Annotated in this window: 11 protein-coding genes, 1 tRNA gene and 3 pseudogenes; 9 read left to right on the forward strand and 6 right to left on the reverse strand. The window is 63.9% G+C overall.

Annotated elements, in window-relative coordinates:
- Window positions 1-12: 12 nt before the first annotated feature.
- A complete protein-coding gene (locus DC31_RS08580; RefSeq protein WP_051606642.1) occupies window positions 13-897 on the reverse strand; it encodes an acyl-CoA thioesterase in 885 nt (294 codons plus the stop codon).
- A 49-nt stretch (window positions 898-946) separates the two neighbouring features.
- On the opposite strand from DC31_RS08580, the gene DC31_RS08585 reads away from it, so the two are divergent.
- A complete protein-coding gene (locus DC31_RS08585; protein WP_036279022.1) occupies window positions 947-1,630 on the forward strand; it encodes a hypothetical protein in 684 nt (227 codons plus the stop codon).
- Here DC31_RS08585 and DC31_RS08590 read toward each other — a convergent pair.
- The 4 genes and pseudogenes from DC31_RS08590 to pepN all read right to left on the reverse strand — a co-directional run bounded on the left by DC31_RS08590 (window position 1,627) and on the right by pepN (window position 7,460).
- Window positions 1,627-3,287, reverse strand: a pseudogene (locus DC31_RS08590) (FAD-binding dehydrogenase). The gene DC31_RS08585 and the pseudogene DC31_RS08590 overlap by 4 nt on opposite strands.
- Window positions 3,284-3,736, reverse strand: coding sequence for a globin (locus tag DC31_RS08595; RefSeq protein WP_036279024.1), 453 nt, complete (start codon window positions 3,734-3,736; stop codon window positions 3,284-3,286). Before DC31_RS08595 ends, DC31_RS08590 begins: the two are co-directional and overlap by 4 nt.
- The gene (locus DC31_RS08600) at window positions 3,733-4,812 is read right to left on the reverse strand and encodes a mechanosensitive ion channel family protein (protein ID WP_051606755.1); all 1,080 of its coding nucleotides are present in this window, start codon (window positions 4,810-4,812) and stop codon (window positions 3,733-3,735) included. The genes DC31_RS08595 and DC31_RS08600 overlap by 4 nt, the downstream gene beginning before the upstream one ends.
- A gap of 80 nt (window positions 4,813-4,892) precedes the next feature.
- Window positions 4,893-7,460 carry an aminopeptidase N gene (gene pepN / locus DC31_RS08605; protein WP_036279026.1) on the reverse strand — a complete coding sequence of 856 codons (2,568 nt, stop codon included), beginning with the start codon at window positions 7,458-7,460 and terminating at the stop codon, window positions 4,893-4,895.
- Window positions 7,461-7,649: 189 nt separating this feature from the next.
- Between pepN and DC31_RS08610 the strand changes: the two are divergent.
- From DC31_RS08610 to DC31_RS20525, 6 genes and pseudogenes are all read left to right on the forward strand, one after another.
- A pseudogene (locus tag DC31_RS08610) lies at window positions 7,650-8,768 on the forward strand (ferrochelatase).
- Window positions 8,769-8,806: 38 nt separating this feature from the next.
- A complete protein-coding gene (locus tag DC31_RS08615) occupies window positions 8,807-9,292 on the forward strand; it encodes a ribose-5-phosphate isomerase (RefSeq protein ID WP_036279765.1) in 486 nt (161 codons plus the stop codon).
- A 1-nt stretch (window position 9,293) separates the two neighbouring features.
- Entirely contained in the window at window positions 9,294-10,298 is a 1,005-nt protein-coding gene (locus DC31_RS08620; RefSeq protein WP_036279028.1) for an Fpg/Nei family DNA glycosylase, read from the forward strand.
- Window positions 10,299-10,361: 63 nt separating this feature from the next.
- Window positions 10,362-11,006: an FMN-binding negative transcriptional regulator gene (locus DC31_RS08625; RefSeq protein WP_036279029.1), complete on the forward strand. Its 645-nt coding sequence runs from the start codon at window positions 10,362-10,364 to the stop codon at window positions 11,004-11,006.
- On the forward strand, window positions 11,003-12,481 hold the full coding sequence (locus DC31_RS08630) for an amidohydrolase (protein ID WP_036279031.1): 1,479 nt from the start codon (window positions 11,003-11,005) through the stop codon (window positions 12,479-12,481). Before DC31_RS08625 ends, DC31_RS08630 begins: the two co-directional genes overlap by 4 nt.
- 149 nt (window positions 12,482-12,630) lie before the next feature.
- Window positions 12,631-14,615: pseudogene (locus DC31_RS20525) on the forward strand (acyltransferase family protein).
- Window positions 14,616-14,712: 97 nt separating this feature from the next.
- Here DC31_RS20525 and DC31_RS08640 read toward each other — a convergent pair.
- The gene (locus DC31_RS08640; protein WP_036279033.1) at window positions 14,713-15,195 is read right to left on the reverse strand and encodes a Dps family protein; all 483 of its coding nucleotides are present in this window, start codon (window positions 15,193-15,195) and stop codon (window positions 14,713-14,715) included.
- A gap of 140 nt (window positions 15,196-15,335) precedes the next feature.
- Here DC31_RS08640 and DC31_RS08645 point away from each other — a divergent pair, with 140 nt between their 5' ends.
- Window positions 15,336-15,872 carry a gamma carbonic anhydrase family protein gene (locus DC31_RS08645; RefSeq protein ID WP_036279035.1) on the forward strand — a complete coding sequence of 179 codons (537 nt, stop codon included), beginning with the start codon at window positions 15,336-15,338 and terminating at the stop codon, window positions 15,870-15,872.
- A 32-nt stretch (window positions 15,873-15,904) separates the two neighbouring features.
- Window positions 15,905-15,978: transfer RNA gene (locus tag DC31_RS08650), tRNA-Ile, on the forward strand.
- Window positions 15,979-16,002: the final 24 nt, after the last annotated feature.

Raw genomic sequence — 16,002 nt, forward strand, 5'->3', positions numbered from 1 at the left:
CCGCGAGGCCGCTCAACTCGCCGGCACTCGGATCATGATCTCCTGCGCAACAGTCGCGGCGAGAACACCGTCTTGCGTGTAGATCCGTCCGGTGGCGAGCCCTCGCCCTCCGCGGGCGTTCGGCGACTCCTGCACGTAAAGGAGCCACTCGTCGACCCGTGCGTGGCGATGCCACCACATCGCATGGTCCAGGCTCGCGACCTTCAGGCCTGGAGTTGCCCAGGTCACCCCGTGTGCGCGCAGGATTGACTCCTGAATGGTCATGTCGCTGAGATATGCAAGTGCCGCGCGATGAAGCCGTGCATCGTCAGGCATCGGTGCGCGCATCCGCATCCACACGGCTTGCTGCGCGGACGGTTCGCCGTCCACGGATAGGTACATCGGTGACTCGACGTGGCGGGTATCGACCGGTCGTTCGCTCAGCATCCTCACGGCGAAGGCTGGTGCTCCCGCGACCCGCTGCTCATCGGGCGCGATGTCGTCGGGCTGCGGAATATCCGTTGGCATCGGCCGCGCGTGCTCGAGTCCCGGTGCCTCATCCTGGAACGACGCGATCATCGAGAAAATCGGAACGCCGTTCTGGTACGCCTGAGAGCGACGCGTCGAGAAGGACCGGCCGTCATGGATGCGGTCTACTGCAATCGTGACTCCCTGGGCGGAGTCACCAGGACGAAGAAAGTAGCCATGCATGGAGTGCACTGCACGGTCTTCCGGCATCGTGCGTTCGGCAGCGATGACCGACTGGCCGAGCACCTGGCCGCCGTAGATTCGACCGGTTGGCATGCTTTGCGATCGTCCGGTGAAGATGTCCTCCGTCGTGCGAGCTTGCGTTTCGTCGAGATCCAGCACGTCGATCAGATTGTCGACGGATGCCTGAGCCTGTGCATCTGCGCTCATAGCGCTCCTTCCGGCGACCACCGGTCGCGTCGTTGATAGTTTAGAACGCGTGCCCCCTCGTCTCGTTCTCGCCGATGCTGACACCGCCCGAGATGTCCTCACGTTCCTCGGTCGGGCCCGACTGATCTCAGACGACGGCGTGCGGCTGCAGGGTGCGCGGGGTGTTCTCGCGCTGACGGCTGCAGCGCTGGCACCCCAGGGTCTCTTCGACCGCACCCCGACGGTCCTCGCGATGCGAGTGGTGCATGCCGACCCCGAGCTGCAGTGCGACATCGTCGTCGACGAGCTCACACCAGATCAGGACGAGCGGATGCTCGCACTGCCCGAGACCGGCCGTTCACCCGCCTGGGCGGGGGTAGCACCGCCGCGCGGAGGCTGGGAGCACGTGGGCACTCTGGAAGCGTCGACGATCGCTCAGCGCGCGCAGTGGGGGATCTCCGCTGTCGCCCGTGGCACGCCTGCAGGATCGGGCGAGGAAGCAGTGCGGACGCTTCGCGCATCGATCTGGGGTGAGCCTGATGAGGATCTCGCTGACCTCGCGCGCGGTGTCGCTTTCGCCGCGCATGCGTTCGGGTTCATCTCTGGCGAGGAGACGGTGACGCTGACGTCATCCGGTCGCTGGACAAGGCTGGGGTTTCGCCGCGGTCACGTGCTCGCGCGCGGCCCGGTAGCGACAGGCTTGACGGCCGTGCGTGGAACCGGCCCTTCGACGGGCTCGGGGACTGAATCCTAGAAGCGCGCCGCCGCACGACCGGCCTGGCGGCCAGAGAACAAGCATCCGCCTAGGAACGTTCCTTCGAGCGCGCGATAACCGTGCACGCCCCCGCCGCCGAATCCGCTCGCTTCGCCCGCGGCAAAAAGGCCGGGGATCACCGCTCCGTCCGACGCGAGCGCGCGTCCGTCGAGATCGGTCTCGATCCCACCCAGCGACTTCCTGGTCAACACGTGCAGTTTCACGGCAACCATCGGCCCCGCTGACGGGTCCTGCAGGCGGTGCGGTGCCGCGGTGCGAATGAGTTTGTCCCCCCGGTAGCTGCGCATGGATCGCAGCATCCCGATCTGGGCATCCTTGGTGAAATCGTTGTCGATCTCCCGATCGCGTGCGACGACCTCGCGTCGCACCTGATCGATGTCAAGAAGCTCACCGCCGTCGGCCTGGCTCATCTGTTCGAGGAGGGTTTCGAGATCGTTCTCGACGATGAAATCCGTGCCCTCGTCGAGGAAGGACTGCACTGGCCCCGTCGGACCCTTCGCGAGTCTCGACTTCAGCAACAACCCGACGTCTTTGCCAGTCAGGTCGGGGTTCTGCTCACTGCCCGAGAGAGCGAACTCCTTCTCGACGATTTGGCGTGATGTCACAAACCACGAATGGTCGTGCCCGGTCGCGCGTAGGTGCGCGAGCGTTCCCAGCGTGTCGAAACCGGGAAACAGTGGCACGGGGAGGCGTGTGCCGGTGGCATCCAACCAAAGCGATGACGGACCGGGCAGAATTCGGATGCCGTGGGCTGGCCACACCGGATCCCAGTTGGTGATTCCCTCGACGTAATGCCACATTCGATCGCCATTGATCAGGTGCGCTCCGGCCGCTGCCGAAACGCCGTGCATCGATCCGTCGACATAGGCCGGCACGCCGGTCAGCATGTGCGCGGGGGGAGTGCCGAGTCGCTCTGGCCACGCCGCACGCACCAGGTCGTGATTGCCGCCAATACCGCCGGAGGAGACGATTGTTGCAGCGGCGATGATCTCAAACTCGCCTACGACCTCACGAGATGAGGGGATGCCGCGCGCTGCCGAGCTGTCCGTGAGATGCTCGCCACGTGCGCCGACGACGGCGCCGTCGGCGAGTATCAGCTCTGTCACCCGGTGGCGGGAGAGGATCGTCAGGTCCCCGCTTCCTCGGCGCGGTGCACAGCCTCAGCGAAAGGTGCCACGATGCCGGGCCCGGTACCCCAGGTGATGTGGAATCGCGGCACGGAGTTTCCCGGCCCGATCGCCCCATACCCGCCGCGCTCGGCCCAGCCGACCACCGGGAAGAACCCGACACCACGTTCGCGCAGCCACGCGCGTTTCTCCCCGGCAGCGAACTGCAGATAGGCCTCGGCCCAGGCGCGTGGCCAATGGTCCTCCGCGCGATCGAAGCCGGCATTGCCGAACCAGTCTTGTGTGGCAAGGTCCAGCGAATCCTTGATTCCCAGGCGTCGCTGCTCAGGGGAGTCGATGAAGAACAGTCCGCCAAACGACCACCAAGCTTGGCCTCCAAGGTTTGATCGGGGTTCCTGATCGATCAGGATCACGCGCTTGCCGGCCGAGATAGCTTCAGAAGCGGCCACGAGCCCTGCCAGCCCCCATCCGATCACAAGGACGTCTGCGGAAAGGGGTGTGGTGGTCATGCTTTCTCCGTTGAATCCTGACTGCTGCTGCGGGTTTCCAGAGTCGTACGTCCAGCGGAAGCTGGACCGATTCCCGATGGCTCCATAGTGTTCACCATTGCATATGCCGCGCGCTCGAGGTAGTCCCACAGCGTGGCATCGTGCAGTGGCGACAGCTGTATCTCGTCAAGGGAGGTGCGCATACAGCGCAGCCACCGGTCTCGTGCGTCGGGGTTCACGTGGAACGGCATATGGCGCATGCGCAGACGCGGATGGCCGCGCTGCTCGCCGTACGTCGTGGGTCCGCCCCAGTACTGCGCGAGGAACATCGTGAAGCGATTGGCCGCAGGGCCGAGGTCTTCTTCTGGATACATCGGCTTCAACACCGGGTCGAGCGCGACTTCGCGGTAGAAGATATTCACAATCTTCTCGAAAGTCGCGTACCCGCCGACCTCATCGTAAAAAGTCACTCGTTGTCCTTGGGGTCGGCGGGCTCGCCCGCAATGTTCTTCTTGCGCCAGATTCCTCTGGCGACGGGCGGAACTCCCGTGATCGGGTTCGGTTTGGTTCTCGGAGGGTTCGCACCGCGCACACGACGTGCGCCGTCGGGGCCTGTGGGCATCACGGATTCGAGGCTGGGCAGCGCAAGCCCCATCTCTTCGATCGCAGCTTTCAGCCGCATCCGCAACTCGCGCGCCACGTCATCCTTCGCGTTCGCTCTGGTCTTGAGCACAACGCGGATGACGAGAGCATCGCCGGTGATCGACTCCAAGCCCCATACCTCGGGGCGCTCGACGATTCGGGTGCGCCACTTCGGGTCTTTTGCGAGCCCTTGGGCCGCAGTGAGCAGCGCCGTCTCTACCTCGGGCACGTCGGCGTCCACGGGGACACCGAGATCGATGATCGCGCGTGCCCAGCCCTGGGACATGTTGCCGATGCGCAGGATCTCACCGTTGCGTACGTACCAGAGCGTGCCATTGACATCACGGATCTGCGTGACGCGAACACTCACGTGCTCGACGACGCCACTGGCCAGCCCGGTATCCACGACATCGCCGATGCCGATCTGGTCTTCCGCGACGATGAAGAGGCCGTTCAACACGTCCTTGACGATGTTCTGAGCTCCAAAACCGAGTCCTGCGCCGACGGCCGCAGTCAGCAGCGTAAGCGAGCTCAGGAGTGCCGGCGACAGCGTCCCGACGATCAGCAGCAGCACGACGACGACGAGGATGACGTTGATGATGTTCTGCAGGATCGAGCCGAGCGTGCGCGTGCGCTGAATCAAACGCATGTCTGCGAGCGGAGAGCGCTCCAGCGCCTGGGTGTCTTCGACGTTGGCCTTGGATTTCGCGCTGTTCACGATCCGCTGGACGACACGTCGGATCACGAGTCGCAGGACGAACCCGACGGCGATGGCGATCGCGATGATGATCGCGACGCTGAGCGCGTTTCGGCCGACCTCGCCGAGGATCGTCAAGAACGTGCTCCACGCCGCATTGACGTCGGGCGCAACAGCGGCGACGGACGTGTCAATCGGAAGTGTCAGCACCTCTTGATTCTAGTGAGCGGGCCTCTGCGTCGGCTGGAAAGCGTCGATGCAGAGGCCCGCTCAGAAGGTGTGGTGACTCAGGCTTCTGAGTCGGGATCTTCGGCGTCACGAGCCTGTGCCGCGAGGGCACGCTCGACATCAGCCAATCCTTCGCTCACGAGACGTCGGAGTGCGGGCGAGGCATCCGCGTGTGCAGACAGCCATGCACGCGTCGCATCGCGCAGCTGGACGCTTGCCAGCGGTGTCGGGTACAGGCCGACGATGAGGTAGCTGGCGATCTGGTAGGTGCGCGACTCCCATACCGGCAGCAGCATGTCGAAGTAGTCCTGCACGAACTCGCCGAGCACCTCAGTGCTGTTCGGGTGAGTGAATCCCAGAGCGGCGGAGCGCACGATCGTGTTGGGCAGGTCGGCGTTGTCCACGAGCGACGACCAAGCAACGCGCTTGTCCGCGGTGGTGGGCAGGGCTGCACGGGCCTGAGCCGCGAACTCTGCACCCTTTGAGGTGTTGTCAGCCGCCAACGCTGCATCGATGGATGCCGCGTCCGTCGCCCCAATTGTGGCGAGGCCGACCAGAAGCTGCCAAGACAGGTCTGCATCGATCTCGAGTCCAGCGAGAGGCTCTTCGCCGGAGCGAAGACGACCGATGATGCCGGCATGCTCGGGAGTCACGAGCGCGTTCGCGAACGCGGTGACGAACTGCAACTGGCTATCACTGCCACTCTTCGCGCTATGCGCAAGGTCCCACAGGGCATCAGCGACGCGAATACGCGCGGCGCTACGCTCTGCGGGCGCCACGTACTGCGTGACGGTCGTGCGCAACTGAGCAAGCGTCGTGCGCACCGTCGTCGACTCGGTCTCGCGGCCGATATTGCCGAGCACGAGATCGACGTAGTCGGATGCCGGAGTCTCGGCGTCGCGGATCTGATCCCATGCGGCGCCCCAGAGCAGCGAGCGAGCGAGCGGGTCAGAGATGTCGCCGAGGTGCGCGATCGCAGTGGCCAGCGAACGCTCGTCGAGACGGATCTTCGCATAGGCGAGGTCGTTGTCGTTGAGCAGCACGAGGTCGGGACGCTTCTTGCCCTGCAGCTCTGGCACCTCAGTGCGGTCGCCGTCGACGTCGATCTCGGCATAGTGCGTGCGGGTGAGCGTGCCGTCGACGAGGTCGTAGAAGCCGATACCGAGGCGGTGCGGGCGAATCGTCGGATAGTCGGCAGGAGCGGTCTGGGTGACAGCGAAGCGGGTGATCACGCCTTCTGCGCCTTCGGCGATGACGGGGGACAGCGTGTTCACACCAGCGGTTTCCAACCACTTCTTTGACCACGTGCTGAGTTCGCGTCCGCTGGTGGCCTCAAGCTCGGTGAGCAGATCGCTGAGCTCGGTGTTGCCCCAGGCGTGCTTCTGGAAGTACTGCCCGACGCCGGCGAAGAAGGCATCAATGCCGACCCAGGCAGCGAGCTGCTTGAGGACGGATCCGCCCTTGGCGTACGTGATGCCGTCGAAGTTGACCTGCACGTCTTCAAGATCGTTGATCTCGGCGACGATCGGATGGGTCGAGGGTAGCTGGTCCTGACGGTACGCCCAGGTCTTCTCCATTGCGTTGAACGTGGTCCACGCTTCGGTCCACTCGGTAGCCTCTGCCGTCGCAATGGTCGATGCCCATTCGGCGAACGACTCGTTCAGCCACAGGTCATTCCACCACTTCATGGTGACGAGGTCGCCGAACCACATGTGCGCGAGTTCGTGCAGAATCGTGACGACACGACGCTCTTTTACTGCATCCGTCACCTTGCTGCGGAAGACATACGTCTCGGTGAACGTGACAGCTCCGGCATTCTCCATCGCTCCGGCGTTGAATTCCGGGACGAAGAGCTGGTCGTACTTCGCAAACGGGTATGGCACACCGAACTTCGACTCGTAGTACGCGAAGCCCTCGCGCGTCTTGTCGAAGATGTAGTCGGCATCCAGGTGCTGCCAGAGGCTCTTGCGGCCGTAAACGCCCAGCGGGACGATCTCGCCGGATGCACTGGTGAGCTCGGAGAAGGTCGACTCGTACGGTCCTGCGACGAGCGCGGTGATGTAGGAGGAGATGCGCGGAGTGGGCTCGAAGCCCCAGGTAGCTGTCTCGTTCTCATCGTGAATGATCGGCTCGGGGGTGGGGGAGTTGGAGACGACCTTCCACGCCTGGGGAGCGGTGATGGTGAACTGGAACGTGGCCTTGAGATCCGGTTGCTCGAAGACAGCGAATACGCGGCGGGAATCCGGCACCTCGAACTGCGAGTAGAGGTACACCTCGCCATCCACAGGGTCGACGAAGCGGTGCAGACCCTCACCGGTGTTGGTGTACAGGCAGTCTGCATCGACGACGAGGACGTTCTCCTCCTGCAGACCAGACAGCGTGATGCGCGAATCGGAAAACACATCGCTCGGGTCGAGCTGCTCTCCGTTGAGCGAGATCTCACGCACGTCGCGAGCGATGAGGTCGATGAAGGTAAAACTTCCGGGCTTCGCGCTGAAGCGCACGACGCTGCGGGAGCCGAAGACCTCGGCACCCTTGGTCAGGTCCAGCGAGATCTCGTACGACTGGGTGTCGATGAGAGCGCGACGTTCCTGCGCTTCGATTCGGGTGAGGTTCTCTCCAGGCACAGCTATATCTCCCAGGGGTTCGGGGGCGGCCACCAAGATTCGGCACGGCTGGCGCCGACGGCAACCATGACAGCCTACGCCAGGACGCGCGACGCACGCACGAAGAGGTGAAAGGATGATGGGGTGACCGTGACTGATCAGAACGCTGTCCCTTTTGCTTCCGCCGCTGCCGCAGGCGGTGACAAGTTCATGGCGACCCCGGTGGCGTACGACGCCATCCTGCTCGCGGGATTCGGCGGTCCGGAGGGGCAGGACGACGTCATCCCGTTCCTGCGCAACGTCACGCGCGGCCGGGGAATCCCTGATGAGCGTCTCGAAGAGGTCGCGCACCATTATCGGCACTTCGGGGGAGTAAGCCCGATCAACGCGCAGAACCGCGCGCTCAAATCGGCGCTCGAAGCCGAGCTCGCCGAGCGCGGCATTGATCTGCCCGTGTACTGGGGAAACCGCAACTGGACCCCGTACCTCGCCGATGCTGTGTCGCTGCCGCCGATAACGCACACACCACTCTGCTTGCATTCGCGACGAGCGCATACAGCTCCTTCTCCAGCTGCCGTCAGTACCGGGAGGACTTCGCGCAGGTGCTCACTGAGACCGGGCTTGGCGAACGCGTAACGATCGACAAGATTCGCCCGTTCTACGATCACCCGGGATTCGTGGACGCATTCGTCGAGGGAGTGCGCGCGGCAGTCGAGAAGTTCCTCGCCGAAGGCGTCCACGCGGCCGACATTCAGATTCTCTTCTCGACCCACAGCATCCCTTCCGCGGATGCGGTGCGCTCGGGGCCTCGTGACATCGACTGGGGGGAGGGGGGCGCGTACGCGGCACAGCATGAAGCTGTCGCGGAATGGGTGATGGATCAGGTTCGCCAAACGCTCCCCGCTGCCGCCGACGCTTCGTGGGAGCTCGTCTACCAGTCGCGTTCTGGCCCGCCGTCCCAGCCGTGGCTGGAACCAGACGTGTGCGATGTGATTGGTGAGCTGGCCGGTCGCGGACGCCAAGCCGTCGCCGTCGTTCCGCTCGGCTTCATGAGCGATCACATGGAAGTCCTGTGGGACCTTGACACCGAGGCCGCAGAAGCCGCCGAAGCCGCTGGACTGAGCTTCACGCGGACTCCGACTCCGGGGGTTTCCGAGAAGTTCGTTGCGGGCATCGTCGATCTCATAATCGAGCGGTTGGAAGGACGACCGCGCTCCGAACGTGCTCATGTGACCGATCTGGGGCCGGCGTTCGACATTTGCCGCCCTGGATGCTGCGAAAAACGTTCGTGCCGGATTCAAACCCGCCGCGGCCGGCCTCGCCCCCTGAGCCAGTTGCAGCATGCGCTCATCAATATGATGGTGGGCATGCGCATCCACATCGCCACAGACCACGCGGGACTGGAATTTTCCACTCAGCTGCAGGACCACCTGCGCACCGCCGGCCACGAGGTCATCGATCACGGGCCGATCGAATACGACGCCGTTGACGACTACCCAGCGTTCTGCATTCGAGCAGCGCAGGCCGTCGTCATCGATCAGACGGCAGGCGTAGAGGCGCTGGGCATCGTTTTCGGAGGTTCCGGCAACGGCGAACAGATCGCGGCGAACAAGGTGCGGGGTATCCGTGCCGCGCTGGTCTGGAATCTCTCGACCGCTGAGCTTGCCCGCGAGCACAACGACGCCAACGTGATCTCGATCGGCGCGCGACAGCACACCTTCGAAGAAGTCGTCTCGTTCATCGACCGTTTCATCTCGACACCGTTCTCGGACGAGGAGCGTCACGTGCGCCGAATCGGACAGATCGCCGCGTTCGAGCACGACGGTTCGCTGCTGCCGGATCCTCGGGTCTGACGTGCCTGAGGGACATTCCGTCCATCGGATCGCCCGGCAGTTCGACCGCAACTTCCTCGGCAAGATCCTCCACGCGTCGAGCCCACAGGGGCGCTTCATCGAGGGCGCCGCTGTGCTCGACGGACGCGAGGCAGTGAGTGTCAAAGCTGTCGGCAAGCAGATGTTCCTTGAAGTCGAGGGTGACCTCTGGCTGCGCGTCCACCTCGGGCTCTACGGCGCCTGGGACTTCGCAGGCGAGATCGTCATCGATCCCACGATCGCCTCGGCTAATGGGCGAATGGGGCAGACCAATCAGCGCGGCACCGACCTCGCCGCTGACGAGCCCATCCTCGACAGCGCAGGCGAGAACTCACTGTCATCGATCGGCGCCCCGCGCCGGACGAGGGTGCACGTAAGAATGTCGGAGCAGACCAAGGGGCTCGCCGACGAAGGCGTCGAATGGCCGCCGCCGATTGTCGGCCAAGTGCGTCTGCGGCTGATGACCGACATCACTGCTGCCGACCTGCGCGGACCCACAGCCTGCGTTTTGCAGACACCAGACGAGATGCTCGCCACGGTCGCGAAGCTGGGGCCCGACCCTCTCGTCGGCGATCCTGCCGCGAACGAAGAGCGTTTCGTTCAGGCCGTGCGAAAGAAGTCGACGCCGATCGCCCTTCTGCTGATGGACCAGTCGGTCGTGAGCGGCATCGGGAACGTCTATCGCGCAGAGATGCTGTATCGGGCGCGGCTCAACCCCCACACCCCTGGTCGAGATGTTCCTGAGGAGCTCGTGCGCGCGCTCTGGCACGACTGGGTTCGCCTGCTGGCGATCGGTGTCGAGACCGGTCAGATGATGACCATGGACGATCTGGCTCCCGATCAGTACCGCGCAGCGATGGCGAGCCGCGACGACCGGCACTGGGTTTACCACCGGGCGGGCCTGCCGTGCCGCGTCTGCGGAACTGAGATCGTGCTCGAGGAGATCGGTGCACGCAAGCTCTACTGGTGCCCGAGGTGTCAGACCTGAGACGCACGCTCCCAGAGTCTGTCGAACGGCGCTGCCGCGCAGCATCCGTCCTAGGCTGAGCACATGCGTCAGAACCCGAGTTTCACGTTGGCCGACATCGCCGAGATGCGACGTGTGATCGAACAGAACCCTTGGGCGACGATCGTCAGTGCCACCGACGAAGGTCAGGTCGCATCGCACTATGTGCTCATGCTTGACGAAGACCGCGACGACCTGACGATTGTGGCGCACGTCGGGCGTCCTGACGACCTGATTCACGGGCTCGGGGAGCGGGAGTTGCTGGCCGTGTTCCAAGGCCCGCACGGTTACGTCTCGCCCGGCTGGTACGGCACCGACGTCAAGGCAGTTCCTACCTGGAACTACACGGCAGTTCACCTCTCCGGTGTGCCAGAGATTCTCAGCGCTGAAGAGAATCTTCGAGTGCTGGATCGGCTCGTTGAACGCTTCGAGGGACGGATGCCGGATCCGCGGCTGATGTGGGAGCGTCCGAACGACGAAGCATTTGTGCAGCGTCTCGCGGCGGGAACCGTGGGTTTCCGACTCACTCCGACGCGCGTGGTGGCGAAGCGCAAGCTCAGCCAGAACAAGGATGCTGCGACGGTTGAAAACATCATCGCCGAGCTGCAGGGGGACGGCGTCTACGCCAGCCCTGCCCTTGCCGCAGAGATGCGACGCGCACAGGAAGCCCGGCCTGGTCGTTCGTTATGACGGCCATCAATGACGCGGTCGGGATGATTCGTGAGGTGCGAATTGCCGGGCCAGGACGCGAATACCTCATGGATTCTGAGCCCGTCGATATTCTCCTGGACGGCGACCGGATTGTGGATATCGCGCCCACCGGCGCCCTGCGCGGTAGCGGCGCTGTCCTCGAAGGCCACGGAGCCTGGGTCGTGCCGGGACTGTGGGACAGTCACGTGCACACCGTGCAATGGTCGCTGGCTTCCGAGCGCGCGCAGCTCGCTCACACGAAATCGGCTGCGGAAGCCGCTGCGCAGATGTCGAATGTCGCGGCTCTTACGGACGGTCGACGCATCGGTACCGGGTTTCGAGACGCGCTCTGGCCGGACGCTCCCTCCATCGAGGCATTGGATGCCGCGACGGGAGAGGTACCGACGTATCTGATCAATGCGGATGTGCACAGCGTCTGGATGAACTCCGCCGCGCTCCGACGCGAAGGGTTCTCCACGCCGGACGGGATGTTGCGAGAAGACGATGCTTTCGACATCTCTCGGCGGTTGAACGCCGTGGAGTCTGCACACGGCGATCGCGCGGTGGCGGCCGCGGGAGCAGCGGCTGCGGCGCGGGGAGTGACGGGCATCGTCGACTTCGATATGGCGTGGAACGCAGAAGCCTGGTCGCGGCGCGTAGCGGCGGGATTCACTTCACAACGCGTGGAATTCGCGGTGTACCTCCGAGACTTGGCTCGCGCGATCAGCGAAGGACTCCGCACGGGGCAGCCGCTCCGGGGCGCACACGGACTCATCCACATGGGCCCGTTGAAACTCATCAGCGATGGTTCACTCGGCACGCGAACGGCGGCGTGCTCGCATCCCTATCCTGGCGACGCGACCGACTTTGGCGTGATGAACCTCTCGCCAGCTGATCTCATCGATTTGCTTGCGGAGGCGACAGGGGCAGGCCTCGAGGTCGCCGTTCACGCGATCGGGGATCGTGCTGTGACATCCGCTCTCGATGCCGTCACTGCCACCGGCGCCACCGGCACGATCGAACATGCGCAACTGGTGCGCCATACCGATATCGCACGTATTGCGCGCCTCGGTCTCGCAGCCAGCGTGCAGCCGCAGCATGCGATCGATGACCGCGACCTTGTCGATGGGTTCTGGGCCGTGCAGACGGCGATCGGCTACCCGATGGCTTCGCTGCTGCGAGCGGGCGTAGAACTGCGGCTGGGATCCGATGCGCCCGTCGCCCCCCTGGATCCCTGGACGGCGATCGCGGCTGCCGTGGAACGGACAGACGATGAACGCCCGCAGTGGCACCCGCAAGAGCAGCTGACACGCGACGAGGCGCTGAGCGCGAGCGTGCGTGGCTCGATCCGTCCGGGAGGTATCGCAGACCTCGTACTGTGCGGCGCAGACCCACAGGCAGCATCCGCCTCGATGCTGCGAAGGATGCCGGTGCTTGCGACTCTCCTGGCCGGACGCATCACGCATCTCGCCTGACGCGCTACCGTCGTAGGGTGCATCAACCTGCTTCCACACCTCCGACCACTCGAGCCCGCGCCAGGCGCGATCGATCACCGGAGCATTCCGCGACGTCGAGCTTCATTCCCCATGTCCAGGGCCTACGCGCGATCGCTGTGCTCTTGGTGGTGCTCTACCACTTCTGGCCAGGGCGACTGAGCGGCGGTTACGTCGGTGTCGACGTCTTCTTCGTGATCTCGGGCTTCCTGATCACCGCCCACCTCGCACGCGAGATCACGTCGACCGGCACGGTGAAGCTCGGACAGTTCTGGGCCCGGCGTGCGCGGCGGCTATTGCCCGCTTCGCTGCTCGTGTTGCTCTTCTGTGCGATCGTCGCAGCATCGCCATACCTGATGCCGACGTCGGGACTGCCTGCTGAGTTGAAAGAGATAGTCGCATCGACGTTCTACGTCGAGAACTGGTATCTCGCGTTCAACTCTGCGGACTATCTCGCACATTCGGGCGACCCGACGATGGTGCAGCACTACTGGTCGCTGTCGCTCGAAGAGCAGTTCTACGTTCTCTGGCCGTTGATCATGCTGCTGGCGGCCTGGATCGCGGTGAAGTGGTTCCGCGGAAGCCGGCTCAAGGCAGCGGCGATCGCCATCGGCGTCGTTTCCGTCGCGTCGTTCGTATTCTGCGTCGTCTTCACGCTGACGAACCCGGCACCCGCCTATTTCGTCACCTTTGGTCGCATGTGGCAGTTTGGCGTCGGTGCGCTCATCGCCCTCGTCCCTGCGTTACGCGTGCGCAATGCCGTGGTGAGTTTTGTGCTCGGCTGGGCCGGCATCATCGCGCTGCTGTACACGGCGTTCCGATTCGACGGACAAACTCCGTTCCCCGGCTACGCGGCGCTGCTTCCCACGCTCGGAGCAGCCGCGGTAATCGCAGCATCCAACACCGATCGCTGGTGGTACCCGACCAGACTGCTCTCGGTGCCGCCGATGCGCTTCACCGGTGACATTTCTTACAGCCTGTATCTGTGGCACTGGCCGCTCATTATCATCGCGCCGTCTGTACCGTTCTGGGGGCTCACGATCTATCACCGGGTGGCCCTCCTGGCACTGTGCTTCGTGCTCGCCTGGCTGACGAAGAAGTTCGTCGAGGATCCGGTTCGCTCTTGGAAACCGCTCACATCCAGGCCACCGAAGGTCTCGCTGTGGGCGGCCCTCGCCGCGATGATCGTGGTCGGTGCGGTCGCGCTGGGGGGCTGGGTGGTCAACGCTCCGGCATACCAGGCGGGCGTGCAAGCCATCACGCAGTTGCGTGAGAACCCGCCGGAGTGCTTCGGCGCGGCATCCGTGCTCGACCCATCGTGCGGGGATCAGTCACCCGATACGATCCTGCCCGCACCGGGGTTCGCGGGAGTCGATCGCCCCACTGATGAGCAGTGCTTCGTGCAACTCAATGATTCTCGCGCCGTGGCATGCGAGTTCGGATCGGATGACGCGGATGCCCCGCAGGTCGCTCTCGTCGGTGACAGCCACGCATTCCAGTTGCTGACGACGTTCGAGTCGATGGCCGATCGCGAGGGCTGGCACTTGAGACATTCTTCAAGGGTGCCTGCCCGTGGAGCACGACTCCGCTTGCCACGGGCGGTTCTTTTGGGACCGCATGCTCCGACTGGCGTGCGGGTGTGGCAGACGAATTGGCAGCGCGCGAGTTCGATGTTGTCTTCACCGCGGCGATCTCGAACACGCCGTATTCCGCGGCGGGCTTCGAGTCCCCTCACGCCGCGGCTGTCGCCGGTTACCAGGAGGCATGGGCGACGATGACCGATCGCGGCATTCCGGTGGTCACCGTGATCGACAACCCTGGGTGGGAGACCGACCCGAACAAGTGTCTACGTACGCGTGACGCCATTGAGTGCGAGGGACTCCGCACGGATGTTCTCACTGCGAACGATCCGCTTCGGGATGCCGCAGATGGTGCCTCGAACGTGACGCTGCTGGACTTCACCGACGTCTACTGCAACGACGACACGTGCCCGGCTGTCGTGGGCGGTGCGAACGTGTATCGCGATCAGGACCACCTGACAGTGACATTCGTTGACTCTCTCGCCCCGCAGTACGTCGAGGCCATTCAAGAAGCGATGGCCTCGAGAGGCAATTGACGACTGCATGCAATTGACGACTGCACGCAATTGACGACTGCACAGAGACGAAGAACGGGCACCGGGATGATCCCGGTGCCCGTTCTTCGTCTGATGCTTACTCGGCGATGTGTGCGACGAGGAACCAGCGGTCCTTCTCGAGGCCGCGCTTGATCTCGATCGCCACATCCTGGCTGGTGAGGTCGATGTCATCGAGGCCCTCGACTGCAGCTTTTGTGTCTACGAGAATCGCGTCGATGTCGGCGATCACGTTGCGGATCAGCTCGCTCGACTGGGTGAAGCCGGCCGGCACCTCGGAGCTGGACTTCTCTGCAACAGTGCTCACCCGCGCGTCGATCGGTAGTCCGAGAGCGACGATACGTTCTGCAGCGGTGTCAGCGAAGGCACCGGCGTGAGCGACGATCGTGTCGAAAAGTTCGTGGACGCCAATGAAGTTCGCGCCGCGGACGTGCCAGTGGGCCTGCTTGCCATTGATGGTGAGGGCCTGAAGTCCGAGGACAACCGGCGACAGGAACTGTGCTGCGGCTGCGGCCACAGTGGGGTCGCTGGCAGTGGTAGAGACGGTCTGTGACTTGCTCATTATTCTTCCTCCAGAACGGCGGTTTCGTGCCTGATGGGTACAACGCTACTCAGCCTGAATGATTCCGCAAGCAAGCTGAGGCTCGGCTTATCCGGTGCGACTTCCGCGGAATGACGCGGCAGTGAGGGTAGTCTCACCTCATGAGCATCTCGTCAACAGCATCCGTCCTTGCCCTGGGAAACAAGACGCCGCGTATCGCGGACGACAGCTTCATCGCCGACGGAGCGCGTATCGTCGGGGAGGTCACCCTCGAGTCCGGGGCGAGCGTCTGGTACAACGCTGTGCTGCGCGGAGACTCCGCAGGCATTACGCTCGGAGCCGGCAGCAACGTGCAGGACAACGTCTCTGTCCACGTCGACCGCGGGCATCCGGTTCTCATCGGCGAGAATGTATCGATCGGGCACAACGCCGTTGTTCATGGCTGCACGATCGGTGACGGTTCGCTGATCGGTATGGGCGCAGTGGTCCTGAGCGGCGCCGTGATCGGAAAAGGGTGCCTGATCGCCGGTGGTGCGGTCATCCTGGGTGGCACCGAAATCCCGGATGGTTCGCTCGTGGCGGGGGTGCCGGCAAAGGTTCGTCGCACCCTCAGCGACGAGGAGCGTGCAGACCTGATTGGGAACGCCGAGATCTATCGCGGACACCTGCAGACTCACCGCGACGCCACCGCTATTTGAACCTTCGCGGCACCGATAAGCTGGTGTCATACGGGGCGGTGGCCAAGCTGGTTAAGGCAGTGGGCTCATAACCCAACGATCGTCGGTTCAAGTCCGACCCGCCCCACCGTTGGTCTTCGATATACCGCTC

The organism is Microbacterium sp. CH12i, assembly GCF_000685355.1.
Lineage (GTDB): Bacteria > Actinomycetota > Actinomycetes > Actinomycetales > Microbacteriaceae > Microbacterium.

Excerpts from the sequence above, each read along its gene's own strand:
- DC31_RS08580 (WP_051606642.1), bottom strand. The coding sequence starts at position 897 with ATGAGCGCAGATGCACAGGCTCAGGCATCCGTCGACAATCTGATCGAC.
- DC31_RS08615 (WP_036279765.1), top strand. The coding sequence starts at position 8,807 with ATGCGCATCCACATCGCCACAGACCACGCGGGACTGGAATTTTCCACT.
- DC31_RS08625 (WP_036279029.1), top strand. The coding sequence starts at position 10,362 with ATGCGTCAGAACCCGAGTTTCACGTTGGCCGACATCGCCGAGATGCGA.
- DC31_RS08630 (WP_036279031.1), top strand. The coding sequence starts at position 11,003 with ATGACGGCCATCAATGACGCGGTCGGGATGATTCGTGAGGTGCGAATT.
- DC31_RS08640 (WP_036279033.1), bottom strand. The coding sequence starts at position 15,195 with ATGAGCAAGTCACAGACCGTCTCTACCACTGCCAGCGACCCCACTGTG.
- DC31_RS08645 (WP_036279035.1), top strand. The coding sequence starts at position 15,336 with ATGAGCATCTCGTCAACAGCATCCGTCCTTGCCCTGGGAAACAAGACG.